We start from the raw sequence: 22,203 nt of genomic DNA, 5'->3' as shown, positions 1-22,203 counted from the left end.
CATGCTGACCGACAGACATATCCTGCTGGTGATCGGCGGCGGCATTGCCGCCTTCAAGTCGCTGGACCTGATCCGTCGCCTGCGCGAGCGCGGCGCGCGCGTCACCCCCGTGCTGACCCGCGCGGGCGAGGAATTCGTCACGCCCCTGTCGGTCTCGGCGCTGGCCGCGTCCAAGGTCTACCGCGACCTGTTCGACCTGACCGACGAGGCCGAGATGGGCCATATCGAGCTCAGCCGCGCCGCGGACCTGGTGCTGGTCTGCCCGGCCACCGCCAACCTGATGGGCCGCATGGCCGCAGGGCTGGCCGACGATCTGGCCACGACGCTGCTGATGGCCACCGACACGCCGGTGATGATCGTGCCCGCGATGAACGTGCGGATGTGGCAGCACGCGGCCACGCAGCGCAACCTCGCCACGCTGCGCGCCGACGGCATCGCGGTGGTCGGCCCGGTCGAGGGACCGATGGCCTGCGGCGAATTCGGCCCCGGCCGGCTGGCCGAGGTGGCGGACATCCTGGCCGCGGTGGAGGCGCATTTCGCAGATGGCCCGCTCGCGGGGCGCCACGTGCTGGTCACCTCGGGCCCCACGCATGAGCCGATCGACCCGGTGCGCTACATCGCCAACCGCTCCTCCGGGGCGCAGGGCACGGCCATCGCCGCGGCGCTGCGCGACCTGGGCGCGCGGGTCAGCTTCGTCACAGGCCCGGCCAGCGTCGCCCCGCCCGAGGGGGTGGAGGTGATCCGGGTCGAGACCGCGCGCCAGATGCACGAGGCCGCGATGGCCGCGCTGCCGGCCGATGCCGCGGTGATGGCCGCCGCCGTGGCCGATTGGCATGTCGCCAACGCCGCCGACCGGAAGGTGAAGAAGACGCGCGACGGCACGCCGGCGCTGGATTTCGCCGAGAACCCCGACATTCTGCACGCGATCAGCCATGCCGAGGCGCGCCCGCGCCTCGTCGTGGGTTTCGCCGCCGAGACCGACGACGTCACCGCCCATGCCACCGCCAAGCGCGACCGCAAGGGCTGCGACTGGATCGTGGCCAACGATGTCTCGCCGGCCACCGGCATCATGGGCGGGGCCGAGAATGCCGTGACCCTGATCACCGATGCGGGGGCCGAGGACTGGCCGCGCCTGTCGAAGGCCGAGACCGCGCGCCGCCTCGCCGCCCGCATCGCCGAGGCGTTGGCATGAGCGTCACGATCCGCGCCACCCGCGCCGAGGGGGCCGATCCCGGCCTGCCTCTGCCGCGCTACGAGACCGCGCAGGCCGCGGGCGCCGATCTGCGCGCCGATACCGGGGGGCGGACGATCACGCTCGCTCCCGGGGCGCGCGCGCTGGTCCCGACTGGGCTGCATGTCGCCATCCCCGAAGGGCACGAGCTGCAGCTCCGCCCGCGTTCCGGGCTGGCGCTGAAACACGGGGTGACGCTGCTCAACAGCCCCGGCACGATCGACGCCGATTACCGCGGCCCGCTGGGGGTGATCCTGATCAATCACGGCGCAGAGGCCTTCGCGGTGACCCACGGAATGCGCATCGCGCAGGCGGTGCTGGCCCCCGTCGCCCGCGCCGAATGGCAGGCGGTCGACAGGCTGGAGGAGACGGGCCGCGGGCAGGGGGGCTTCGGCTCGACCGGGACGGGGACGGGCGCGCCATGATGCTGGTTCTCATCGTCGGCGCGGCGATCTGGGGCCTGGGCATGTGGCTCAAGACGCCGGTGATCGCGCGGCTTTACATGCTGGGGCTGCTCTATGTCGCGGTGCTCTTCGTGATGTTTGCGCTGCCCCCGGGCCACCCGCTGCGCGAGCAGCTGGGCGGCGGGCCGGGCCAGTGGCTGGTGCTGGGCGGGCTGGTCGCCGCGATCCTGGTCTATCGCGCGGGGCTGGGCCGGGTGAAGGCGCGGGCCGAGGCGGTCGAGGCCGCGCGCGACATCCCCGCCGCGGGCATGACCGAGGGCCCCTTCTCGGAGGTGGAGCTGGAACGCTACGCCCGCCACATCGTCCTGCGCGAGATCGGCGGCCCGGGGCAGCGCAAGCTCAAGGACGCGCGCGTCCTGGTGGTGGGCGCGGGGGGGCTGGGCTCGCCGGTGCTGCTCTATCTGGGCGCGGCGGGTGTCGGCACGATCGGGGTGATCGACGACGACACGGTGTCGCTGTCGAACCTGCAGCGCCAGGTGATCCACCCCGATGCGCGCTCGGGCGTGGCCAAGGCCTTCTCGGCGCGCGAGACGGTGCGCGCGATCAACCCCCATGTCGAGCTGCGCCCCTACAATCGCCGCCTGACCGACGAGATCGCCGAGGAGCTGTTCGCCGATTACGACCTCGTGGTCGACGGCTCGGACAGTTTCGCCACGCGCGCGCTGGTCAACCGCGCCGCGGTGGCGACGGGCCGGCCCGTGGTCGCGGGCGCGATCACGCAATGGGAAGGCCAGGTGACGATCTGGGACCCGGCGGGCGGTGCGCCCTGCATGGCCTGCATCTTCCCCGAGGCGCCGGCCGACGGGCTCGCGCCGTCCTGCGCCGAGGCCGGGGTCGTCGGCGCGCTGCCGGGCATCATCGGCTCGATCCAGGCGCTGGAGACGATCAAGGAAATCACCGGCGCCGGCACGACGCTGCGGGGCGCGATGCTGATCTGGGACGGGCTGGATGCCGAGGCGCGGCGCATCAAGATCGCCCGCCGTCCCGACTGCCCGGTCTGCGGCGACATCTGAGCACCGCCGGTCGCCGGCACGCCCGGCCCACTGCCATTCCATTAACAGGAGGACCCGCATGGATCCCGTCCGGCTTCTCGACGCCGCGCGCTTCGCAGCGAATGCCCATCACGGCCAGACCCGGAAGGGCGGCGCAGACATTCCCTATCTCGACCATGTGCTCGACGTGGCCCAGCGCCTGGCCGAGGTGCATCCCGAGGACGAGACCCTGATCCTCGCGGCGCTGCTGCACGACACGGTCGAGGATTGCGACGTCACCGCGGCCGAGATCGCGGCCCGCTTCGGTGCGCCGGTCGCCGCGCTGGTGATGGAGGTCACCGACGACAAATCGCTGCCCAAACCCGCGCGCAAGGATGCGCAGGTGGCGCATGTCCGCCACGCCTCGGACCGGGCGAAGCGACTGAAGCTCGCCGACAAGGCGGCCAACCTCACGGCCCTCGCGCGCACGCCGCCCGACTGGCCGCGCGCGCGGAAGGCGGAATACGTGGATTGGGCGCTGCGGGTAATCGAGCCGGTGCGCGGCCTCGACCCGGTGCTCGAGGCCCGGTTCGACGAAGCGGTGGCCGCGGCCCGGGCCGCGATCGACGGCGGCGCGGCCTGAGCTTGCACCGCGCCCGCAAGGGTGCATCATCGCGGCCGATCCAACAGGAGTGCCCGCCATGAAACCCATTGCCCTTCTTGTCGCCCTGACGCTGGCCGTCCCCGCGCTGGCCGACGCGCATCTGCCCGATCTGGGCGGCCGGACCGTGACCATCGCGACCGAGGACGCCTATCCGCCGCTGCAATTCAAGGATCCGGCGACGGGCGACGCGATCGGCTGGGAATACGACGCGATGGCCGAGATCGCCGAGCGCATCAACATCAGGCCCGAATACGCCAAGATCAGCTGGGACGCGATGATCCCGGCCGTGTCCGAGGGGCAGATGGACATGGGCATGACCGGCATCACCATCCGCGAGGACCGGGCCGAGGTGGTGGATTTCTCCGATCCCTACATGCGCTCCGAGATGGTCATGCTGGTGCGGGGCGACGAGGATCGCTTCGCCGATGCGGAAGGCTTCGCCGCCGACGCGGACCTGCTGATGGCCGCGCAGCCCGGCACGACGCCGTTCTACGTGGGCGTCTACGACGTTCTGGACGGCGACGAGGCGAACCCGCGGATCAAGCTGTTCGAGACCTTCGGCGCCACCGTCCAGGCCCTGCGCGCGGGCGACGTGGACCTCGTGCTGACCGACGGCACCGCGGGGGCGGGCTATGTCGAGGCCTCGGAGGGCGGGCTCAAGATCATCGGCGAGACGCTGGGGACCGAGGATTTCGGCTTCATCTTCCCCAAGGGCTCGGATCTGGTCGGGCCGATGAACGCCGCGATCCGCGCGATGCGGGAGGACGGCACGATCGACGCGCTGAACACAAAGTGGTTCCTCGACTACAAGATGGGCCAGTGACCACGCGCCGCGCCGGACGCGCCCCGTCCCGCGACGCCGCGCCCCGGGGCGGCGCTCGGGCCATGAGCCGCGCGCCGTCCGGCCGGTCCGGATGACGCCGCCCGAGCGGGAATTCCCCTGGTGGCTTCTGGCGGTGGCCGTCCTGATCGGGGCGGCCTTCGTCGCGACGCTGGCCGATGACGGGGCGCGGCAGGTCCTGCTGACCCTGCGCCACGGTGTCTGGATCACGATCCTCGTCACCGTGACCGCCTTCGCGGCGGCGAGCGCGCTGGGCCTGGTCCTCGCGCTGATGTCGCTTTCGGGCAGCGTGATCGCCCGGCAATCGGCGCGCTTCTATGTCGAGATCATTCGCGGCATCCCGATCCTGGTGCTGCTGCTCTACGTGGCCTTCGTGCTGGCCCCCGGCCTCGTGGCCTTCTGGAACTGGCTGGGCCTGCCCGAGGCGCGGACCCGCGATTTCCCGCTGCTCTGGCGCGCGGTTCTGGCGCTGGTCATCGCCTATTCGGCCTTCATCGCCGAGGTGTTCCGCGCGGGCCTGCAATCGGTGGATGCGGGCCAGATCGAGGCGGCCAAGGCCTTGGGCCTGAAGCGCCGGCACCGCTTCCGCTTCATCATCCTGCCGCAGGCCATCCGGACGATCCTGCCGCCGCTGGGCAACGACTTCGTGGCGATGGTCAAGGACAGCTCGCTGGTGTCGGTCGTGGGGGTGCTCGACATCGCGCAGCTGGGCAAGCTGACGGCGGCCGGCAACTTCCGCTATTTCGAGACCTACAACATCGTGGCGCTGCTCTATCTGACGATGACGATCCTGCTGTCGCTGGGCCTGCGGCGGCTGGAAAAACGGCTGGAACAGAAGCGCGGCTGAGCGGCGAAAACCGCGGGTTCCGGGATCCGCGTGGACACGCTGTCGCACCCTCTATACCTGACCAAAATACTGCGTATATGGATTTCAGAAATTCCTGAAATCAGGAAAACGACAGTGACACTGACCCCGCTACAACAAGATTTCGTGCTTCATTTCGGCGAGATGGGCAGCCGCTGGGGCATCAACCGGACCGTCGGGCAGATCTATGCGCTGCTCTTCCTGTCGGAGGCCCCGCTCAATGCCGACGACATCACCTCGGCGCTGGGCATCAGCCGGTCCAACACCTCGATGGGGCTCAAGGAATTGCAGGCCTGGAACCTCGTCCGCCTGCGCCACCGCCAGGGCGACCGCCGCGACTATTTCACCACGCCCGACGACCTGTGGGAGATCGTGCGCACCCTGGTGGCCGAGCGCCGCAAGCGCGAGATCGATCCGACGCTGACCAAGCTGCGCGAGCTCGAGATGCGCGGCCCCGAGGGTGACGCCTATGCCGAGGCCCGCGTGGCCGAGCTGCGCGAGCTGATCGAGATGATGACCAAGTTCCACGACGAGATGCAGCGGCTCGAGACCGAGCGCCTCGTCCAGTTGATGACCATGGGGCGCAAACTCGGCGCGATGCTCGACCGGGCGCCCAAGCTCAAGTTCTGGGGGAAGACCGACCAATGATGGACACCCTGATCCTCAGCCGCATCCAGTTCGCGGCCAATATCTCGTTCCACATCCTGTTCCCGACGATCACCATCGCGCTGGGCTGGTTCCTTCTGTTCTTCAAGCTGCGGTTCAACTGGACCGGCGACCTGAAATGGATGGAGGCCTATCGCTTCTGGGTGAAGATCTTCGCGCTGAGCTTCGCCATGGGCGTCGTCTCGGGCATCACCATGTCCTTCCAGTTCGGCACCAACTGGCCGGGCTTCATGGAGACGGTGGGCAACATCGCCGGGCCACTTCTGGCCTATGAGGTGATGACCGCCTTCTTCCTGGAGGCCGTGTTCATCGGCATCATGCTGTTCGGCTTCAGCCGCGTGCCCGGCTGGCTGCACACGCTGGCGACGTTCCTGGTGGCCTTCGGCACCACGATGTCGACCTTCTGGATCATCGTCCTGAACTCCTGGATGCACACGCCCCAGGGCTTCGAGATGATCGACGGCGTCGCGCACGCCACCGACTGGTGGGCGATCATCTTCAACCCGTCCATGCCCTACCGGCTGGCGCATATGCTGCTGGCGAGCGGTCTGACGGTGGCCTTCCTGATCGCGGGCATCGCGGCCTTCCGCTACATCCTGGGCGACCGCAAGGAGACGGTGCGCAGCCAGATCCGCTCGGGCCTGACCTTCGCCGCCATCCTGATCCCGATCCAGATCTTCGCGGGCGACATGCACGGCCTCAACACGCTGGAATACCAGCCGGCCAAGGTCGCCGCGATGGAGGGCAACTGGGAGACCGGTCCGAACACGCCGCTGGTGCTGTTCGCCCTGCCCAACGAGGAGACGCGCTCGAACGACGTGGAGATCGCGATCCCGAACCTGGCCTCGATCATCCTCACGCACTCGCCCGACGGCGTGGTGCCCGGCCTCAACGACTTCGTGGCCGAGGACGGGACTGTGCTGCACCCGCCGGTGGACAAGGTGTTCTGGTCCTTCCGCGTGATGGTCGGCACCGGCATGGCGATGCTGCTGCTGAGCTGGGCCTCGCTCGCCTTCCTGTGGCGCCGGGCCGAGGATGGCCGCCGCTTCGCCATCCGCCGCCTGCCCAAGCCGCTGCTCTGGGCGCTGGTGCCGATGGCGGGCTCGGGCTGGGTCGCGACGCTGGCGGGCTGGTACACGACCGAGATCGGCCGCCAGCCGTGGCTGGTGCACGGGGTCATGACGACCGAGATGGCCGTGGCCGACGTGCCCGCGCCGATGGTCCTGTCGACCCTGCTGGGCTACCTCGCGATCTACGCCGCGCTGCTCTTCGCCTATATCGGCGTCGTGCTCTACCTCGCGGTCAAGGCTCGCCACGGCGAGCCGCTGACCGAGCTGACCCCGTCCTCCTCGGGCGCGATGGTGGATGCCATCACGCGCGAGGATCGCGGCGCCGCCATCCTCCCTGCGGAGTGATCCCATGATCGAATTGTTCGGATACCAGCCCGAGACCTGGCTGCCCTTCGTCTTCGCCGGCCTGATGGGCGCGTCGATCCTGCTCTATGTCATCCTCGATGGCTACGACCTGGGCGTCGGCATCCTGACCCCGCTGGCGGGCGATGACGGCGAGCGGGACATGATGGTCGCCTCGATCGGGCCCTTTTGGGACGCGAACGAGACCTGGCTTGTGCTCGCGGTGGGCCTGCTGCTGGTGGCCTTCCCGGCGGCGCACGGGCTGATCCTGACGACGCTCTATCTGCCGGTCTTCGTGATGCTGATCGGGCTGATCCTGCGGGGCGTGTCCTTCGAGTTCCGGGTGAAGGCGCGGGCCAAATACAAGGCGCTGTGGAACCGGCTGTTCTTCGCGGGCAGCCTGATGACCGCGCTCAGCCAGGGCTTCATGCTGGGCCTTTATGTCATGGGGCTGGAATTCACGCTGGGCACCTTCCTCTTCGCGGTGCTCTGCGCGCTGGCGCTGACGATGGGCTATGCCTTCATCGGCGCGACCTGGCTGATCCTGAAGGGTGAGGGCGCGCTGCAACGCCGCGCGGTGCGCTGGGCCAAGGAATGCATCTGGGGCTTGGCTGTCGGCATCGCGGCGATCTCGCTCGCCTCGCCGCTGGTCAGCCCGCGCATCTGGGAGAAGTGGTTCGCCTTTCCCGACGTGCTGTGGCTCCTGCCGCTGCCGGTGGTCTCGCTGGCGCTGCTGGCGCTTCTGTGGCGCAGCTTCGCGCATCTGCCGGCCGAGGGCGACCGCTGGGCCTGGGCGCCCTTCACCGCGGCGCTGGGGCTGTTCACGCTGGCCTTCGCGGGCCTCGCCTACAGCTTCTTCCCCTATGTGGTGCCCGAGCGGCTGACGATCTTCGAGGCGGCCTCGGCGCCCGAAAGCCTGCTGATCATCCTGGTCGGTGCCTGTTTCGTGGTGCCCTCGATCCTGGGCTACACGGCGCTGGCCTACTGGGTGTTCCGCGGCAAGGCGCGCGGGCTGCGCTACGATTGAGCCTGCGTTCGTCGGCGGCGGCGCGCGTCCGGCTCAGAAGGCGGGTTCGACCGTGGGCAGGTTCAGCGCGCGGATCAGGTCGCGCAGCTCCTGCCGGGCGGCGACGTTCGACAGGTTCAGGTTCGCGATCCCGATATCCTTGAGGTCGAGCAGCGTCATGCCGCGGGGAAACAGCTCGCGGAAGATGACGCGCTCGGTGAAGCCCGGCGCGACGCGGAAGCCGATGCGCTTCGACAGATCCTCGAGCGCCTGGCCCATCTTGCGCTTGTTGTGCATCTCCTGCGCGCCAAGCCGGTTGCGCAGCACGATCCAGTCGATCGGCTCGAGCCCGGCCTTCGCGCGCAGCTGGCGGGCGTGCCAGACCATCTCGGAATAGACCGATGGCCCGAGGATCTTGCCGGTATCCGGGTCGATCTTCGCCAGCAGGTCGAAATCCACGAAACTGTCGTTGAGCGGCGTGACCAGGGTGTCGGCCAGGCTGTGCGCGACCTGGCTCAGGCGGGTGTGCGAGCCGGGGCAGTCGATCACGATGAAGTCGCAGCTCTTCTCAAGCTCTGCCACGGCGAGGCTCAGCGACTTGTCGAAGGGGTTCTCGCCCTCGCGCAGCTCGGAGCGGTCGACCTTGGGCAGGCCCGAAACCAGGGGCATGGGCAGCTCGACCCCGTGCCGCTTGCCGTATTCGGCGCGGTTCTCGAGATAGCGGGTGAAGGTCCGCTGCCGCAGGTCGAGGTCGAGCGTGCCCACCCGCGCCCCGGACCGCGCCAGCGCGGTCGCCGTGTGCATGCAGGTCGTGGACTTGCCCGAGCCGCCCTTCTCGTTTCCGAAGACGATGATATGCGCCATTTTCCGCGACCCGACCCGTGTTCCCCGCGCGAACTATAGGAATCGTCCGCGACAGTGTTAAGCGCCTGATTCGCAGGATGTCACTTTCGCCCGGACCTGTGACGAAAAACGCCGCCCCGGGGGGCGGCGTCTGGATCGTCGGTCGGCGCGGGGCGTGGGCTTCAGAAGCCGAGGCCCGCGTACTTGTTCTTGAACTTCGACACGCGGCCGCCGGTGTCCATCAGCCGCGAGGAGCCGCCGGTCCAGGCCGGGTGCACCGAGGGGTCGATGTCGAGCGACAGCTGGTCGCCCTCCGCGCCCCAGGTCGAGCGCATCTGCACGACGGTGCCGTCGACCAGCTTGACGTCGATCATGTGGTAGTCGGGATGAAGGTCCTTTTTCATCACGCCTCTCCCTTCGTGAGTTCGCGGTAGTTGGTCTGCTCGGCGATACGGGCCGATTTGCCGCGACGCGACCGCAGGTAATACAGCTTCGAGCGGCGGACGCGGCCGCGACGGACCACCTCGATCTGCTCGATATTGGTGGAATGCAGCGGGAAGACGCGCTCGACGCCCTCGCCGAAAGAGATCTTGCGGACCGTGAAGGACCCGGCCACGCCGGCGCCGTTCTTGCGGCTGATGCAGACGCCTTCGTAGTTCTGCACGCGGGTGCGGGTGCCCTCGGTCACCTTGTAGCCGACGCGGATGGTGTCGCCGGCCTTGAAGTCGGGAATGGTCTTGCCGAGTTCGGAGACGTGCTCCGCCTCGAGCTGTGCGATCAGGTCCATCGGACCCTCCTATGTTACGACGGGGTTTGCCCCCGGATGATGTCCTGTCCGGTTGGCTCCGGACGGCTGTTCTTTGTTCTACGGGCAGCGTGGCTGTCCCGAACGCGAGGAACGTCCCGGCGGACCGGGGCGTATCGGTGCGCGCGCTCTACACCCCGGCGGTCAGCGTGGCAAGGGGCGCGCGCGCGGGGATCCCGTCCCGGGGTGGGCGGCCGGGGATCACTCGTCCCGCGCCCGCCGGGCCCAGAGATCCGGGCGCCGGGTCCGGGTCAGCGCCTCGGCCTGCTCGCGCCGCCAGCGCGCCACGCGACCGTGATCGCCGCTGGTCAGTACCTCGGGAATCGCGCGCCCGCGCCATTCGGCGGGGCGGGTATATTGCGGATGCTCCAGCAGCCCGTCCGAGAAGCTCTCCTCCTCGGTCGAGGCCTGGTTGCCGAGCACGCCGGGCAGCAGGCGGACGGTCGCGTCGAGGACGGCCTGCGCCGCGATCTCGCCGCCGGTCAGGACGAAATCCCCGAGGCTCACCTCGGCCATCTCGAAATGGTCGAGCACCCGCTGGTCGACGCCCTCGAACCGGCCGCAAAGCAGCGTGACGCCGGGGCCCGAGGCCAGGTCGCGGGCCATGGCCTGGTCGAAGGGCCGCCCGCGCGGGCTGAGATAGATCATGGGCCCGGGGGCGGGCGCGGCCTCCAGCGCGGCGGCGACCACGTCGGGGCGCAGGACCAGCCCCGCGCCGCCGCCGGCGGGCGTGTCGTCGACCTTGCGGTGCCGGCCCTCGCCGAAGGCGCGCAGGTCCGTCACGTCCAGCGACCAGAGCCCGTCCTTCAGCGCCGTGCCCGTCAGGCTGTGGCCCAGGACGCCCGGGAAGGCCTCGGGGAACAGCGTCACGACCCGCGCGGCCCAGGCGCCGGGACGCGCGGTCTCGGCCATCAGGTCGCGCGGCTGCGCGGAGAGACGGATGGACTTGATGCCCTGCGATCTGGGTGTGTCGGTCATGGCCCGGCCATAGCCGCTGGACGGGCCGCCGGAAAGCGTCAGGCGATGGCGACGATGCCCAGCGCGATCAGGATCAGGAGGACCAGCGCCACCACGATCAGGATCTTGGCCCCGGTGAGCGCGATGCCCGAGATCTTGTTCAGACCGAACAGGGCCGCGATGGCGGCGATGGCGAGAAGGGCGAGGATCCAGCCGAGCATTGCGGTCTCCGATCGGGTTACGTTCGCGTCCCAACCGCCGGCTGTCATCTATTGTTCCGGCGCGTCCTCGGCATCGGCCGTCTCGTCATCGTCGAGCAACCCGCGCGGCGGGTCGATGACGATGCGGCGCGCGGCCAGGTCGACGGTGGGCACGATGGCGCGCGTGAAGGGCACGAGGACCGGCGCGCCGCCCTTCGGCCGAAGCTCCAGCAAATCGCCCGCGCCGTGATCGTGGACGGCATGGACGCGGCCCAGATCGGCGCCGCCGGTGTCGACGGCGGCGAGGCCGATCAGGTCGGAATGGTAGAACTCGTCCTCGGCCGGCTCCGGCAGGGCGGCGCGCGGCGCCCAGAGGCGCTGGCCGCGCAGGGCATCGGCGGCCTCCTTGTGGGGCACGCCCGACAGCCGCACGGCGTAGCCACCCTTGACCGGGCGGATCACGGTGAGGCTGTAGCTGCGGCCCGTGTCGTCGGTGAGCGGCCCGTAATCGCCGATGGCGGAGGGATCGGAGCAGAAGCTCTTCACCCGGGCCTCGCCGCGCACGCCGTAGCTGCCGGTGATCGCACCCAGGCAGACATGGTCCTTCATGGCAGCCAGCGATCCACGCGGGCGCGCGCCGCGATGCAGTCGGGATGGTCGGGGCCGACATAGGCCGGATGCGCGCGGTCGGCGCAGAGATCGGCCTCGCGGTTGACCGCGTCGAAGGCGAGATAGCCCACGACCCAGGCCGCGACCCCGGCGATCATGACGCCGGCGCCGGGCCAGAACAGGCCCATCCAGCGCGTCTGCACCATCATCGCGCCGCCGATGAAGGGCACCGCGATCCAGAGCATTGCGAAGAGGGTCAATCCGGACATCGGGGCATCCTTGCCGAATGCGGGCCGGGGCGGCAAGCGCCACCCCGGCCTGCGGGGTCACTCGGACTTCGACTCGTCGTCCGGGGTGACGGCGTCGACGACGGCCTCGGCCGCGTCGGAGGCCGTCTCGGCGACCGCTTCGGCGGCGGCGCTGGCGGCGGCGGCGGCCTTCTCGGCGCGCTCCTTCAGGCGCTCGGTGGCCTTCTTGCCGGGCTCGCCCTTCTTGAGGTTGGCGCGCTCCTTCTTGGGCATCGCGTCGGCGGCTTCGAGGAAGCGCGAGACGCGGTCGGTGGGCTTGGCGCCGCGGTCGAGCCAGTGCTGGACGCGCTCCATGTCCATCTTCACGCGCTCCTCGCTGTCCTTGGGCAGGAGCGGGTTGTAGGTGCCCAGCTTCTCGATGAAGCGGCCGTCGCGCGCCATGCGGCTGTCGGCGGCGACGATGGAGTAATGCGGGCGCTTCTTGGAGCCGCCGCGGGCGAGACGAATCTTCATGGCCATGATGGTGTTCCTTTCGAGTGTATCGTCTTGTTAGGCTTGGTGTTTCCGGTGATGTCGGATGACTTCCTCGATCACGAAACCGAGGAATTTCTTGGCGAAGTCGGGGTCGAGCCCCGCCTCCGACGCCAGGCTTTCCAGCCGGGCGATCTGCTGCGCCTCCCGCTCCGGATCGGAGGGGGGCAAATCATGCGCGGCCTTGAGCTTGCCCACCGCCTGGGTGCGGGCGAAGCGCTCGGCGAGCGTGTAGACGAGGATCGCGTCGAGCCGGTCGATCGAGGCGCGGTGGTCGGCCAGCAACGCGGCGGCACGGGCGGTGGCGTCGGTCATGCGAGGCTCCGATCGGCGGGGAAAACGACGGGTGATCCGCGGGTGATCCACGGGTGATCCGCGTCGGACATGTTTTGACATAGCGGGTCAGTCAACGAGAACGCCCTCCGGGGTAAGCTTGGGATCGGCGTAATGCGCGATCTCGCGGTCGATGGCCCAGGAGAGCCGCGTATCGGCGAGCTCGGCGGGGCCGGGATGGCGGTAGACCACGTCGCTGCCGTCGATGGTCGGGGCCTCGGGGTCGCGCTTGGCGCCCAGCCGTTCGCAGAGCCGGATCGAATCAAGGTTCTTCGGGTCCACATAGCTGACCGCGCCGTCCCAGCCATTGGCGTAGAAATAGCGCCGCGCGGCATGGGTCGCCTCGAGCGCGTAGCCCCGGCCCGCGACGTCGGGCCAGATGATCCAGGCCAGTTCGCGCGCCGGCCAGCCCGCGGGCTGCCAGCCGCCCGCCATGCCCAGCGTCCGGCCCTCGGCCTTGTCGTGGATCATCCACATGCCGAAGCCGCGGATGTCCCAATGGCCGATCTCGGCGGCGTAGAGCATCCAGGCCTCGTAGGCGTTGAGCGGCCCGCCCATGAAGCGCGAGCGGTAGGAGGCGAAGGTCGCCTTGAAATCGGGATAATCCGACGGCTCGGGCGCGGTCAGGCGCAGGCGGCGGGTTTCCAGCTCGGGGATGTCGGCGCGGCTCATGGGGTGACCTCCGCCGGGGCGGGGTGGCGCCACACCTGCATCGCGCCGAAGCGGGCATGCTCCATGTCGCGCTCGAAGACGCAGCCCAGCCGCGTGGCCACGCGGGCGGAGGCGTCGTTGCCATGCGCCACGAGGCTGATCGCGGTGCGCCAGCCGGTGGAATAGGCCCAGTCGCGCGCGGCGCGCGCCGCCTCGGTGGCGTAGCCGCGACCCTCGTGCCCGTCCATCAGGTCCCAGCCGAGTTCCGGCTCGGGCCAGCCCTCGGGGTTCCAGGGGCCGACCACGCCGACGAAGGCGTCGGTCGTGGTCTCGTCCACGGCGAAGCGGCCGTAGCCGCGCAGCGTCCAGTGGCCGATTTCGCAGGCGAGGTGGCGCCAGACCTGCGCGCGGTCCATCGGCCCGCCGACGAAGCCCGAGCGCGGCGAGGCGTAGAAGGCCGCCAGCGCCTCGAAATCCCGCAGGCCCAGCGGGCGCAGAGTCAGGCGCTCGGTGCGGATCACGGGCGGGGTCATGCGCGGGCCCCCCGGCGGAACCCGGTGGCCCGGGGCATCGAGCCCCGTGCCGCCGGGCGAGAGGCGCCGCCTCTCGCGTTCTCCGAAGTGTATCCGGACCCGTGATGAAAAGTAGGTGCGGTCATCCGGCGATCTCGTAGGTCCAGATCGTGCAATTCGCGTCATGGGCCGGCGCCTCGCCCGTGTCGGTCGCTCCGATGCGCTGGGCCACCTTCTGCGAGGCGATGTTGCCGCGGTCGATATGGCTGACGATGCGGCCCCAGCGCGCGGCGTGGCCCTCGGCCCGGGCCCAGTCGAGCGCGGCCTGGGCCGCTTCGGTCGCGTAACCGCGGCCGGTGCCGGAGAAGAGCGACCAGCCCAGTTCGACATGGGGCCGGCCGGCGGGCAGGTGGAACCCGCAGGAGCCGACGCAACCGGCGCCCCCGTCCCGCGTCGCGTCGAGCGACCACCAGCCGAAACCGCGCAGCGGCCAGTGGCCGCGATCGTTGGCCAGGATCTTCCAGGCCGCGGTCTCGTCCTTCGGGCCGCCGATGATGTGGCTGCGCTCGGAGGCGTAGAAGGCGGCATAGGCCGGGTGGTCGCACGCCTCGGGGGCGCGCAGGGTCAGCCGCTGCGTGGTGAGCGTGGGGATGATCATGCGCCGGGCCTCCGGTGGCGCCAGATCGTGATCTGGCCGTCGTAGAGCGTGCCATCGGGCGTGGCGCCGAGGCGGCGCGCCACGGCTTCGGAGCGGGCGTTGCGGGGGGCGATATAGCTCACGAGGCTGGGCAGGCGCAGCGTCGTCCAGGCATGGTCGCGCGCGCGCTTCGCCGCCTCGGTGGCGAGGCCCATACCCTCGAACGCCTCGGTCATCAGCCAGCCCAGTTCGTGTTCGCGGTCGCCCGGTTCGGTGCCGATCATGACGAAGCCCGCCACGTCGCCCGCGCGGGTCTCCACGGTCCACATGCCGTGGCCGCGCAGAATCCAGATGGCGGTCATGGCGCAGAAATCGGACCAGCTTTCCTCGGGCGTGGACGGGCCGCCCTCGAACAGGTTGCGCGCGCTGCCAAGGATGGATTGAAGCGGTTCGAAATCGCCCAGGCGCGGCGCGCGCAACACGGTGCGCGGCGTGCGCAGGACGGGAACGATCTGCTGCAGCGCGGCCGCCGTCCGGGCGGCGTCGGGCGTGACCGGGATGTCGCGGGGGGCGATCATGCGGAGCCCCGTTCGCGGCGCGGCGGCCGGCCTATGGTCGCGCGCCGGATCACAGGCCCAGCTCATCTGCCGAGGCGCCGTCGAGGACGGGCCGGGTGAAGGAGCGGTCGTAGCGGCGGATGCAGCCGGTGCGGACGGCATGGGCATAGGCGCGGTCGCAGTCCGGATCGGCGCGCATCCGGTCGCGGTAGGCCTCGTAGGCGGCCAGCGACGGGAAGGAGAAGTGGCAATAGGCGATGTCGTTCGGCCCCTCATGCGGCAGGTGGTAGCCGTGATGGGTGCCGCCCATGGCGGGGATCTTTGCCAGCCAGAAGCGGGCATAGGTCTCGAAATCCGCGAGCTTGTCGGGGTCGATCTCGTATCGGACGGTGCAGGTGATCATGCGGCGCCCCAGTGGCGGTCGACATGGGTCTCGGCGGCGGTCTCGCCCGCGGGGAGGGGCGCCTCGGTCGCGTAGCGCTGACCCTCGTGGCCGTCATGCAGGGTCCAGCCCAGCTCCGGCTCGGGGAAATGCGCGGGCTGCTGGATGCCGACGATGCCGACATGGGGCCCGCCGGTGACGTCGACGGCCCATTGCCCGACGCCGCGCAGCTGCCATCCGGCCAGTTCGTTGCAGAAGACGAACCAGGCGTCGCGCCGGTCCAGCCGGTCGACATGCACCATGCGGGGCGAATCCAGCGTCGCGGCACAGGCGTCGAAATCCGCGAGCCGGTGGGCGCGCCGCGTCAGACGCTCGGTCCGGAGCGTGGGGATATGGACGGTGATCGCGGTCATTTCTTCTTCATGCCGCCGAAGCCGCCGGGCAGGGTCATGCCCTTGGGCAGGCCTTGCATGCCGCCCATCGCGCCCAGTTGCTTGGACGCGGCCTCCAGCGCGGCGGGGTCCATCTGGCCGGGGTCGGGCATGCCGCCGCCCTTGCCGGACATCATCGCCATCGCCTTCTTGAGCATGCCGCCCTTGCCCATCTTCTTCATCATGTCCGCCATCTGGCGGTGCATCTTGAGGAGCTGGTTGAGTTCGGAGACCTCGAGCCCCGCGCCCTTGGCGATGCGCTTCTTGCGGGAGGCCTGGAGGAGGGCGGGGTTGGCGCGCTCCTTCTTGGTCATCGAGTCGATCAGGGCGATCTGGCGCTTGAGGATCGAGTCGTCGAGCCCGGCCTTGTCCATTTGCTTGGCCATCTTGCCCATGCCGGGCATCATGCCCATCAGGCCTTCCATGCCGCCCATCTTCTGCATCTGCTGCAGCTGGCCCCTGAGGTCGTTCATGTTGAACAGACCCTTCTGGAAGCGCTTCATCATGCGATCCTGGGCCTCGACCTCCATGACCTCCTGGGCCTTCTCGACCAGGGCCACGATGTCGCCCATCCCGAGGATGCGGCCGGCGATGCGGTCGGGCTCGAAGCTCTCCAGCGCGTCCATCTTCTCGCCGGTGCCGACGAAGCGGATGGGCTTGCCGGTGACCGCGCGCATCGAGAGCGCCGCGCCGCCGCGGCCGTCGCCGTCCATGCGGGTCAGCACGACGCCGGTGACGCCGACCTTGGCGTCGAATTCCTCGGCCACCTCGACGGCGACCTGGCCGGTCAGGCCGTCGACCACCAAGAGCGTCTCGCGCGGCTGGACGGCGGCGTGGACCTGCGCGACCTCGTCCATCAGGACCTGGTCGATCTGCAGGCGGCCGGCGGTGTCGAGCAGGTAGACGTCATAGCCGCCGAGCCCGGCCTGCGTCTTGGCGCGCTTGGCGATGTCGACGGGCTTCTGGCCGGCGACGATGGGCAGGGTGTCGACGCCGATCTGGGTGCCGAGGATGGCGAGCTGTTCCATCGCGGCGGGGCGGTTCACGTCGAGCGAGGCCATCAGCACGCGCTTGCCGTCCCGCTCCTTCAGGCGCTTGGCGAGCTTGGCCGTCGTGGTCGTCTTGCCGCCGCCCTGCAGGCCGACCATCAGGATCGGGGCCGGCGGGTTGTCGATCTTGAGGGGCGGGATGCCCTCCTCGCCGGCGAGCACGGCCTTCAGCTCGTCATGGACGATCTTGATGACCTGCTGGCCGGGCGTGATCGACTTGGTGACGGCGGCGCCGGTGGCCTTCGCGGTGACGCGCTTGACGAAATCGCGCGCGACGGGGAGCGAGACGTCGGCTTCCAGCAGGGCGACGCGAACCTCGCGCATGGCGGTGCGGACATCGTCCTCGGACAGCGCGCCCTGCTTGGTGAGGCGGTCGAAGACGCCGCCCAGGCGGTCTGACAGGCTCTCGAACATCGCGTCTCTCCTCGGATCGGTCCGCCCCACATGTGGGAAGGCCCGGCTCAATGCACAAACGCCCCCGCGGGCGTATAACGCTGGCGGAGGGCGATCCCCGCATGGGCGGGGACCGGAAGGCCGATGCTTCCGGATCGGGCGCCCGGCTATGGCGCGTAGGGCGGAGAGTCAAGCCCGGCGGGCGTCAGCCCCCGGGGGCGGGTGCGGCTGCGGTCGCGGCGGTATAGGCCTCCGCGTAGGTCGGGCCGTGGCCGGGCTCGAGGATGATGCCCGACTGGCGGGCGGCTTCCTCGATCGCGCCGAGCTCGTCGACGACGTCGCGTGGCACGGGCTCGATCAGCGCCATCTCGGCGGCAAGTTCGGTCTGGTAGCTTTCATAGGTGCCCTGCAGCGGCACGGCGCCGTAGCTGCTGAAGACGGAGATCAGCGTCGCGATCTCGTCCGCGCCATAGGCCAGCGGCCCGTTGACCAGGATCCCCGGGCCGGACGCCTTGAGGAAGGTGGCCGAGATCATGTCGGTTTCGAGCTGGTGGCGGATATCGACCGAGACGTCCTCGGCCCCGTCGCCGATCACGCCGAGCACTCCGAGCGCGAGCCCGGTCAGCGCGCCGGTCAGCACGACCCAATCGACATTGGCCGAGCCGGCCTCGTCGCGCATGAAGTTCCACATGGTCATCGGTCTGCCCCCGATTCATCGATTGTTCACGATAACGGGATGACCCCCGAGAAGGGCGGCATCATGGGGCGGACAAGGCGAAAGGGCGGCGCTTCGGGGACAAATCGCCGCCCCTTTCCGGCTCAGGCGGCCAGTTTCTGGACCTCGGCGCGCGCCTCCGCGACGCTCTCCTCACCCTTCACGGCCTGTTCGTCGGCGGCGACGAATTGCACGTCCTCGATGCCGAGGAAGCCCAGCACGTGGCGCAGGTAGCCCGAGGCGTAATCGACATCGGAGCCCATCCGCGTGCCGCCCGAGGCCACGGCCACGATGGCGCGCTTGCCCTTGAGCAGGCCCTCGGGCCCGGTCTCGGTGTAGCGGAAGGTGATGCCGGCGCGGGCGACGAGGTCGATCCAGGCCTTGAGGCTGGCGGGCACGCCGAAATTGTAGATCGGCAGGCCGATCAGCACGGTATCGGCGGCTTCGAGCTCGGCGATGAGGTCGTCCGAGAGCGCCAGCGCGGCGGCCTGTTCGGGCGTGCGCTCGGCCGCCGGGGTGAAGTTCGAGGCGACCCAGGTGCCGGTGATCTGCGGCAACGCCTCGCCGCCGACATCGCGGCGGGTGACGGGACCATCGAGCCGGGCCTCGATGCGGTCGAGAAGGTCGCGGGTGACGGAGCCCTCGGTGCGGGCCGAGCTGTCGATGCGAAGGATGGTCATGGTCACGCCCTTTCGGTTGAATTCCTTGCGATGGAGGTCGGCCTTCGCAACCGCGAACGCAATTTGCGCGGATCGGCTATTGACTGTGCGTCTATGCGCGGGAACCTGAGGGCATTCGGGAGGATCCGGCATGGCATTCAACGACTGGGACGAGGTGCGCACTGCCTACCAGGTGGCGCGGCTGGGCACGGTGTCGGGGGCGGCGCAGATTCTGGGCGTCCACCACGCGACGGTGATCCGCCATATCGACAGCCTGGAGGGCAAGCTGGGCGCCAAGCTGTTCCAGCGCCATGCCCGCGGCTACACGCCCACCGAGGCGGGCCAGGACCTGCTGGCGGTCGCGCAATCGACCGACGATCAGCTGGCGCAGCTGGCCAACCGCATCTCGGGGCGCGGCGAGGAGATGACGGGCGAGCTGATCATCACCTCGATCGCGGTGCTGGCGGAGCTGCTCTCGCCGGCGCTGGCCGCCTTCCGCGAGGCGCATCCAGAGCTCACGATCAAGTTCCTGACCGACGAGCGGCTGTTCCGGCTGGAATATGGCGAGGCGCATGTCGCGATCCGCGCGGGCAACCCGCCGGACCAGCCCGACAACGTGGTGCAGAAATTCTACAACCAGCATTTCGGGCTCTACGCGTCGAAGGATTACGTGGCCAAGCGGGGGCGGCCCGAGAGCCTGGAGGATGTGGGCGAGCACGTCTTCATCGGCTCGGCCGACGAGGTGCCGCGCGCGCCCTTCTTCGCCTGGCTGAAGGAGAACGTGCCGGCGCGGAACATCGGCTACCAGGTCAACCAGGTGACGGCGATGCGGCCCGCGCTGCTGGCGGGGCTGGGGATCGGGTTCTCGACCTCGTGGTTCGAGGATGGCTGCGACGAGACGGTCGAGGTCTTCCCGTCGCGGCCCGAGTGGAACAGCCAGCTCTGGCTGGTGACGCATGTGGATCTGCACCGCACGGCGAAGGTGCAGACCTTCCTCGCCTTCCTGAAGGACTGGGCCAAGAGCTGGCCGGAGGGGTGAGCGCCGGTCCGACCCCGTCAGGGGGCGGCGAGCCCTCCGGTGGAGGGATCGAGGCGATCACGGGCGGAGCCCCGGAGGAGCGCGCATTTTGAAAACGCGCCAGTGGCGCGTTTCGCGCGCGAACGGGCGGAGCCCCGGGTGAGAGCCGGTCCGGACCCGCGCCTATCGGTAACTGACCCGCATCAAGCCGACAGGAAATGCCCCTGCTCAAAGGCCACGCTGGCGCCGCCCAGCGCGCGGGCGGCGGGGCCGAGCGTGCCGGCCTCGATCTGCGGCACGGCGAGGCCGCGATGGTCGAGCCCGGCGACGATCCGGCGGACGCGGGCCACGAGCCGGTCGCGGACCGGGGCGGGCATGGCGCCATCGATCACCACCGCCTGGAAGTCGAGCACCGCGCAGGTGTTGAGCGCGGCCTCGGCCAGCGCGGGCGCGGCGGTGTCCATCCAGGCGTCGAGCACCGGGCCCATGCCGTCCCAGTCGAGCCGGGGGATCGGGCGGCCCGTCGCCTGTTCCAGCAGGTAGAGCGAGGCGCGATCGATCAGCTGCACCCCGCCCGAGGTGAGCGAGCCGAAGGCGCCCGCGTTGCCCTGCCGCCCGTCGCGGACGCGGCCGTCGAGCACCACGCCGCCGCCGGCCAGCGCGCCGAGGTGGAAATAGGCCCAGTCGCGGGCGACGCGGCGGGGGCCCCAGACCAGCTCGGCCCGGGCGGCGCAGGAGATGTCGTTGCGCAGCCAGACCGGCACGCCGAGGCGGTCGCGCAGCGCGGCGGCGAGGTCGTAATGCCGCCAGGCCTCGCCCGCATCGGCGCTGTCGACGAAGGCGGCCGGGTGCCAGTCCCAGATGTGCCAGGGCATGGCGACGCCCACCCCGCAGAGCCGCGCGCGTGGCAGGCCGGCCTTCGCGGCGCCGGCGACGAGAGCGGGGAGCGCGTCCTCGAGAAAGGCGTCGATGGTCGCGGGATGCTTGGGCGGGGTGGCGGCGAATCGGGTGGCGTGGACGGTGCCGCCCAGGTCGACGGCGATGGCCTCGAGGCTGCCGCGCCCGACCTTGAAGCCGATGGCCCAGGCGCCGGCGGGCGCGATGGCGAAGGGCACGCGCGGCTTGCCGACCTGGCCACGCAGCGGGGCGCCGCGGGTGACGAGCCCGGCCTCCTCGAGCCGCCGCAGGATGCCCGAGACCGCCTGCGCCGAGAGCCCCGCGCGGCGCGCGATCTCGGCGCCCGGCAGCGGCCCCGCCTCGCGCAGAAGCGTGAGAACGAGCCGGGCGTTGTGCTCGGCCGAGGCGGCCTGGTTGGCGCCCGTGGGCGCGGTCTCGACCCCCAGCGGTGTGGATTGCGGCTCCATGCGGGCAGTCTGCGCGGGCGGGCGGCATATATCAATTGAAATTACATATTGACCCGGGACCCGGCTTTGGCGATGCTTTCTCCTGACCCGGCGTCAACGGTCCGGGCACCAACGGGAGGAAACCATGAAGAAGCTATTCGCCGGAACCGCGCTCGCCATGATGGCGTCGACCGGGATCGCCGCCGCCGACGCGCACAGCACCTCGGCCTGCCTGATCACCAAGACCGACACCAACCCGTTCTTCGTGAAGATGCGCGAAGGCGCGATGGCGAAGGCCGAGGAGCTGGGCATCACGCTCAACACCTATGCGGGCCGGGTCGATGGCGACCACGAGACCCAGGTGCAGGCCATCGAGACCTGCATTGCCGACGGCGCGTCGGGCATCCTGATCACCGCCTCGGACACCTCGTCCATCGTGCCGGCCGTCGAGCAGGCGCGCGAGGCCGGGCTGCTGGTGATCGCGCTGGACACGCCGCTCGACCCGATCGACGCCGCCGACATGACCTTCGCCACCGACAATTTCGTCGCGGGCGAGCTGATCGGCCAATGGGCCGCTGCCGCGCTGGGCGACGAGGCCGCCAATGCCCGGATCGCCATGCTGGACCTTGCCGTCAGCCAGCCTACCGTGGGCGTGCTGCGCGACCAGGGCTTCCTGCAGGGCTTCGGCATCGACCTGGCCGATCCGAACGTGAACGGGGACGAGGACGACCCGCGCATCGTCGGCAACGACGTGACCGCCGGCAACGAGGAAGGCGGCCGCCGCGCGATGGAGAACCTGCTGGCCGTCGATCCGATGGTCAACGTGGTCTACACGATCAACGAGCCCGCCGCCGCCGGCGCCTACGAGGCGCTGAAATCCATCGGCCGCGAGAACGACGTGCTGATCGTGTCGGTCGATGGCGGCTGCCCGGGGGTGCAGAACGTGGCCGACGGCGTGATCGGCGCCACCTCGCAGCAATACCCGCTGCTGATGGCGTCGCTCGGGATCGAGGCGATCGCGCAATATGCCGAGGACGGCACCGTGCCGGCCCCGACCGAGGGCAAGAACTTCTTCGACACGGGCGTCGCGCTGGTCACCGACCAGCCGGTGGACGGGGTCGAGTCGATCTCGGTCGAAGAGGGCATGGCGCTCTGCTGGGGCTGATCGCCCGGACCGGGCCGCTCCAGCGGTCCGGCACGCGGTGCGGAC

Annotated in this window: 30 protein-coding genes; 11 read left to right on the top strand and 19 right to left on the bottom strand. The window is 70.1% G+C overall.

Features of this window, described 5'->3' with window-relative positions; translation table 11 throughout:
• Position 1 precedes the first annotated feature (1 nt).
• From coaBC to P8627_RS07055, 9 genes are all read left to right on the top strand, one after another.
• Complete coding sequence (gene coaBC / locus P8627_RS07095) at positions 2 to 1,192, top strand: bifunctional phosphopantothenoylcysteine decarboxylase/phosphopantothenate--cysteine ligase CoaBC (protein WP_279967047.1); 1,191 nt, start codon at positions 2 to 4, stop codon at positions 1,190 to 1,192.
• The gene (dut, locus tag P8627_RS07090; RefSeq protein WP_279967046.1) at positions 1,189 to 1,656 is read left to right on the top strand and encodes a dUTP diphosphatase; all 468 of its coding nucleotides are present in this window, start codon (positions 1,189 to 1,191) and stop codon (positions 1,654 to 1,656) included. Before coaBC ends, dut begins: the two co-directional genes overlap by 4 nt.
• A complete protein-coding gene (locus tag P8627_RS07085; protein WP_279967045.1) occupies positions 1,653 to 2,708 on the top strand; it encodes a HesA/MoeB/ThiF family protein in 1,056 nt (351 codons plus the stop codon). The genes dut and P8627_RS07085 overlap by 4 nt, the downstream gene beginning before the upstream one ends.
• A gap of 58 nt (positions 2,709 to 2,766) precedes the next feature.
• Positions 2,767 to 3,309: an HD domain-containing protein gene (locus P8627_RS07080; RefSeq protein WP_279967044.1), complete on the top strand. Its 543-nt coding sequence runs from the start codon at positions 2,767 to 2,769 to the stop codon at positions 3,307 to 3,309.
• Between the two features lie 58 nt (positions 3,310 to 3,367).
• Complete coding sequence (locus P8627_RS07075; protein WP_279967040.1) at positions 3,368 to 4,153, top strand: transporter substrate-binding domain-containing protein; 786 nt, start codon at positions 3,368 to 3,370, stop codon at positions 4,151 to 4,153.
• A gap of 91 nt (positions 4,154 to 4,244) precedes the next feature.
• Positions 4,245 to 5,018: an amino acid ABC transporter permease gene (locus P8627_RS07070; RefSeq protein ID WP_279967039.1), complete on the top strand. Its 774-nt coding sequence runs from the start codon at positions 4,245 to 4,247 to the stop codon at positions 5,016 to 5,018.
• Between the two features lie 114 nt (positions 5,019 to 5,132).
• Complete coding sequence (locus P8627_RS07065; protein ID WP_279967038.1) at positions 5,133 to 5,684, top strand: GbsR/MarR family transcriptional regulator; 552 nt, start codon at positions 5,133 to 5,135, stop codon at positions 5,682 to 5,684.
• Positions 5,681 to 7,117, top strand: a complete 1,437-nt coding sequence (locus P8627_RS07060) for a cytochrome ubiquinol oxidase subunit I (protein WP_279967037.1) — start codon at positions 5,681 to 5,683, stop codon at positions 7,115 to 7,117. The genes P8627_RS07065 and P8627_RS07060 overlap by 4 nt, the downstream gene beginning before the upstream one ends.
• A gap of 4 nt (positions 7,118 to 7,121) precedes the next feature.
• Positions 7,122 to 8,141 carry a cytochrome d ubiquinol oxidase subunit II gene (locus tag P8627_RS07055; RefSeq protein WP_279967036.1) on the top strand — a complete coding sequence of 340 codons (1,020 nt, stop codon included), beginning with the start codon at positions 7,122 to 7,124 and terminating at the stop codon, positions 8,139 to 8,141.
• Positions 8,142 to 8,174: 33 nt separating this feature from the next.
• On the opposite strand, the gene P8627_RS07050 is transcribed toward P8627_RS07055, so the two are convergent.
• The 18 genes from P8627_RS07050 to P8627_RS06965 all read right to left on the bottom strand — a co-directional run bounded on the left by P8627_RS07050 (position 8,175) and on the right by P8627_RS06965 (position 18,659).
• On the bottom strand, positions 8,175 to 8,984 hold the full coding sequence (locus P8627_RS07050; RefSeq protein ID WP_279967035.1) for a division plane positioning ATPase MipZ: 810 nt from the start codon (positions 8,982 to 8,984) through the stop codon (positions 8,175 to 8,177).
• A 161-nt stretch (positions 8,985 to 9,145) separates the two neighbouring features.
• The gene (gene rpmE, locus P8627_RS07045; RefSeq protein ID WP_279967034.1) at positions 9,146 to 9,367 is read right to left on the bottom strand and encodes a 50S ribosomal protein L31; all 222 of its coding nucleotides are present in this window, start codon (positions 9,365 to 9,367) and stop codon (positions 9,146 to 9,148) included.
• Positions 9,367 to 9,750, bottom strand: coding sequence for a 50S ribosomal protein L19 (rplS, locus tag P8627_RS07040; protein WP_279967033.1), 384 nt, complete (start codon positions 9,748 to 9,750; stop codon positions 9,367 to 9,369). The genes rpmE and rplS overlap by 1 nt, the downstream gene beginning before the upstream one ends.
• Positions 9,751 to 9,969: 219 nt before the next feature.
• Positions 9,970 to 10,746 (bottom strand): tRNA (guanosine(37)-N1)-methyltransferase TrmD, encoded by a 777-nt coding sequence (gene trmD / locus P8627_RS07035; protein WP_279967032.1) that lies wholly within the window; start codon positions 10,744 to 10,746, stop codon positions 9,970 to 9,972.
• 38 nt (positions 10,747 to 10,784) lie between these two features.
• Positions 10,785 to 10,946 carry a DUF1328 family protein gene (locus tag P8627_RS07030; protein WP_279967031.1) on the bottom strand — a complete coding sequence of 54 codons (162 nt, stop codon included), beginning with the start codon at positions 10,944 to 10,946 and terminating at the stop codon, positions 10,785 to 10,787.
• A gap of 48 nt (positions 10,947 to 10,994) precedes the next feature.
• Positions 10,995 to 11,534: a ribosome maturation factor RimM gene (rimM, locus tag P8627_RS07025; RefSeq protein WP_279967030.1), complete on the bottom strand. Its 540-nt coding sequence runs from the start codon at positions 11,532 to 11,534 to the stop codon at positions 10,995 to 10,997.
• A complete protein-coding gene (locus P8627_RS07020) occupies positions 11,531 to 11,803 on the bottom strand; it encodes a hypothetical protein (RefSeq protein ID WP_279967029.1) in 273 nt (90 codons plus the stop codon). The genes rimM and P8627_RS07020 overlap by 4 nt, the downstream gene beginning before the upstream one ends.
• Before the next feature lie 57 nt (positions 11,804 to 11,860).
• Entirely contained in the window at positions 11,861 to 12,301 is a 441-nt protein-coding gene (gene rpsP / locus P8627_RS07015; RefSeq protein WP_279967028.1) for a 30S ribosomal protein S16, read from the bottom strand.
• A 30-nt stretch (positions 12,302 to 12,331) separates the two neighbouring features.
• Positions 12,332 to 12,628: a chorismate mutase gene (locus P8627_RS07010; RefSeq protein WP_279967027.1), complete on the bottom strand. Its 297-nt coding sequence runs from the start codon at positions 12,626 to 12,628 to the stop codon at positions 12,332 to 12,334.
• A gap of 87 nt (positions 12,629 to 12,715) precedes the next feature.
• Positions 12,716 to 13,318, bottom strand: coding sequence for a GNAT family N-acetyltransferase (locus P8627_RS07005; RefSeq protein WP_279967025.1), 603 nt, complete (start codon positions 13,316 to 13,318; stop codon positions 12,716 to 12,718).
• Positions 13,315 to 13,830 (bottom strand): GNAT family N-acetyltransferase, encoded by a 516-nt coding sequence (locus tag P8627_RS07000; protein WP_279967024.1) that lies wholly within the window; start codon positions 13,828 to 13,830, stop codon positions 13,315 to 13,317. Before P8627_RS07000 ends, P8627_RS07005 begins: the two co-directional genes overlap by 4 nt.
• A 121-nt stretch (positions 13,831 to 13,951) precedes the next feature.
• Positions 13,952 to 14,467: a GNAT family N-acetyltransferase gene (locus tag P8627_RS06995; RefSeq protein ID WP_279967023.1), complete on the bottom strand. Its 516-nt coding sequence runs from the start codon at positions 14,465 to 14,467 to the stop codon at positions 13,952 to 13,954.
• Entirely contained in the window at positions 14,464 to 15,024 is a 561-nt protein-coding gene (locus P8627_RS06990) for a GNAT family N-acetyltransferase (protein WP_279967022.1), read from the bottom strand. Before P8627_RS06990 ends, P8627_RS06995 begins: the two co-directional genes overlap by 4 nt.
• A gap of 49 nt (positions 15,025 to 15,073) precedes the next feature.
• Positions 15,074 to 15,406: an NIPSNAP family protein gene (locus P8627_RS06985; protein ID WP_279967020.1), complete on the bottom strand. Its 333-nt coding sequence runs from the start codon at positions 15,404 to 15,406 to the stop codon at positions 15,074 to 15,076.
• A complete protein-coding gene (locus P8627_RS06980) occupies positions 15,403 to 15,798 on the bottom strand; it encodes a GNAT family N-acetyltransferase (RefSeq protein ID WP_279967019.1) in 396 nt (131 codons plus the stop codon). The genes P8627_RS06985 and P8627_RS06980 overlap by 4 nt, the downstream gene beginning before the upstream one ends.
• Positions 15,795 to 17,279: a signal recognition particle protein gene (gene ffh, locus P8627_RS06975; protein ID WP_279967018.1), complete on the bottom strand. Its 1,485-nt coding sequence runs from the start codon at positions 17,277 to 17,279 to the stop codon at positions 15,795 to 15,797. Before ffh ends, P8627_RS06980 begins: the two co-directional genes overlap by 4 nt.
• Positions 17,280 to 17,463: 184 nt before the next feature.
• Positions 17,464 to 17,955 carry a hypothetical protein gene (locus tag P8627_RS06970; protein ID WP_279967016.1) on the bottom strand — a complete coding sequence of 164 codons (492 nt, stop codon included), beginning with the start codon at positions 17,953 to 17,955 and terminating at the stop codon, positions 17,464 to 17,466.
• Positions 17,956 to 18,077: 122 nt separating this feature from the next.
• Complete coding sequence (locus P8627_RS06965) at positions 18,078 to 18,659, bottom strand: FMN-dependent NADH-azoreductase (protein ID WP_279967015.1); 582 nt, start codon at positions 18,657 to 18,659, stop codon at positions 18,078 to 18,080.
• Positions 18,660 to 18,783: 124 nt separating this feature from the next.
• Here P8627_RS06965 and P8627_RS06960 point away from each other — a divergent pair, with 124 nt between their 5' ends.
• Positions 18,784 to 19,671, top strand: coding sequence for a LysR family transcriptional regulator (locus P8627_RS06960; protein ID WP_279967014.1), 888 nt, complete (start codon positions 18,784 to 18,786; stop codon positions 19,669 to 19,671).
• Between the two features lie 182 nt (positions 19,672 to 19,853).
• On the opposite strand, the gene P8627_RS06955 is transcribed toward P8627_RS06960, so the two are convergent.
• Positions 19,854 to 21,014 (bottom strand): ROK family transcriptional regulator, encoded by a 1,161-nt coding sequence (locus P8627_RS06955; RefSeq protein ID WP_279967012.1) that lies wholly within the window; start codon positions 21,012 to 21,014, stop codon positions 19,854 to 19,856.
• A gap of 124 nt (positions 21,015 to 21,138) precedes the next feature.
• On the opposite strand from P8627_RS06955, the gene P8627_RS06950 reads away from it, so the two are divergent.
• Entirely contained in the window at positions 21,139 to 22,158 is a 1,020-nt protein-coding gene (locus P8627_RS06950) for a sugar ABC transporter substrate-binding protein (protein ID WP_279967011.1), read from the top strand.
• Positions 22,159 to 22,203: the final 45 nt, after the last annotated feature.

The organism is Jannaschia sp. GRR-S6-38, from assembly GCF_029853695.1.
GTDB lineage: Bacteria > Pseudomonadota > Alphaproteobacteria > Rhodobacterales > Rhodobacteraceae > Jannaschia > Jannaschia ovalis.
The sequence above is the reverse complement of the archived record's forward strand: the minus strand, read 5'-3'. Positions and strand labels throughout refer to the sequence as shown.

Coding starts and splice junctions, on each gene's coding strand:
- trmD (WP_279967032.1), bottom strand. CDS start 10,746: ATGACCGACACACCCAGATCGCAGGGCATCAAGTCCATCCGTCTCTCC.
- P8627_RS06990 (WP_279967022.1), bottom strand. CDS start 15,024: ATGATCGCCCCCCGCGACATCCCGGTCACGCCCGACGCCGCCCGGACG.
- P8627_RS06985 (WP_279967020.1), bottom strand. CDS start 15,406: ATGATCACCTGCACCGTCCGATACGAGATCGACCCCGACAAGCTCGCG.
- P8627_RS06995 (WP_279967023.1), bottom strand. CDS start 14,467: ATGATCATCCCCACGCTCACCACGCAGCGGCTGACCCTGCGCGCCCCC.
- P8627_RS07000 (WP_279967024.1), bottom strand. CDS start 13,830: ATGACCCCGCCCGTGATCCGCACCGAGCGCCTGACTCTGCGCCCGCTG.
- P8627_RS07075 (WP_279967040.1), top strand. CDS start 3,368: ATGAAACCCATTGCCCTTCTTGTCGCCCTGACGCTGGCCGTCCCCGCG.
- rplS (WP_279967033.1), bottom strand. CDS start 9,750: ATGGACCTGATCGCACAGCTCGAGGCGGAGCACGTCTCCGAACTCGGC.
- P8627_RS07010 (WP_279967027.1), bottom strand. CDS start 12,628: ATGACCGACGCCACCGCCCGTGCCGCCGCGTTGCTGGCCGACCACCGC.
- P8627_RS06980 (WP_279967019.1), bottom strand. CDS start 15,798: ATGACCGCGATCACCGTCCATATCCCCACGCTCCGGACCGAGCGTCTG.
- P8627_RS07085 (WP_279967045.1), top strand. CDS start 1,653: ATGATGCTGGTTCTCATCGTCGGCGCGGCGATCTGGGGCCTGGGCATG.
- P8627_RS07030 (WP_279967031.1), bottom strand. CDS start 10,946: ATGCTCGGCTGGATCCTCGCCCTTCTCGCCATCGCCGCCATCGCGGCC.
- P8627_RS06950 (WP_279967011.1), top strand. CDS start 21,139: ATGAAGAAGCTATTCGCCGGAACCGCGCTCGCCATGATGGCGTCGACC.
- rimM (WP_279967030.1), bottom strand. CDS start 11,534: ATGAAGGACCATGTCTGCCTGGGTGCGATCACCGGCAGCTACGGCGTG.
- coaBC (WP_279967047.1), top strand. CDS start 2: ATGCTGACCGACAGACATATCCTGCTGGTGATCGGCGGCGGCATTGCC.
- rpsP (WP_279967028.1), bottom strand. CDS start 12,301: ATGGCCATGAAGATTCGTCTCGCCCGCGGCGGCTCCAAGAAGCGCCCG.
- dut (WP_279967046.1), top strand. CDS start 1,189: ATGAGCGTCACGATCCGCGCCACCCGCGCCGAGGGGGCCGATCCCGGC.
- P8627_RS06970 (WP_279967016.1), bottom strand. CDS start 17,955: ATGACCATGTGGAACTTCATGCGCGACGAGGCCGGCTCGGCCAATGTC.
- P8627_RS07070 (WP_279967039.1), top strand. CDS start 4,245: ATGACGCCGCCCGAGCGGGAATTCCCCTGGTGGCTTCTGGCGGTGGCC.
- P8627_RS07080 (WP_279967044.1), top strand. CDS start 2,767: ATGGATCCCGTCCGGCTTCTCGACGCCGCGCGCTTCGCAGCGAATGCC.
- P8627_RS07020 (WP_279967029.1), bottom strand. CDS start 11,803: ATGTCCGGATTGACCCTCTTCGCAATGCTCTGGATCGCGGTGCCCTTC.
- P8627_RS06955 (WP_279967012.1), bottom strand. CDS start 21,014: ATGGAGCCGCAATCCACACCGCTGGGGGTCGAGACCGCGCCCACGGGC.
- P8627_RS06960 (WP_279967014.1), top strand. CDS start 18,784: ATGGCATTCAACGACTGGGACGAGGTGCGCACTGCCTACCAGGTGGCG.
- P8627_RS07050 (WP_279967035.1), bottom strand. CDS start 8,984: ATGGCGCATATCATCGTCTTCGGAAACGAGAAGGGCGGCTCGGGCAAG.
- ffh (WP_279967018.1), bottom strand. CDS start 17,279: ATGTTCGAGAGCCTGTCAGACCGCCTGGGCGGCGTCTTCGACCGCCTC.
- P8627_RS07005 (WP_279967025.1), bottom strand. CDS start 13,318: ATGAGCCGCGCCGACATCCCCGAGCTGGAAACCCGCCGCCTGCGCCTG.
- P8627_RS07060 (WP_279967037.1), top strand. CDS start 5,681: ATGATGGACACCCTGATCCTCAGCCGCATCCAGTTCGCGGCCAATATC.
- P8627_RS07055 (WP_279967036.1), top strand. CDS start 7,122: ATGATCGAATTGTTCGGATACCAGCCCGAGACCTGGCTGCCCTTCGTC.
- rpmE (WP_279967034.1), bottom strand. CDS start 9,367: ATGAAAAAGGACCTTCATCCCGACTACCACATGATCGACGTCAAGCTG.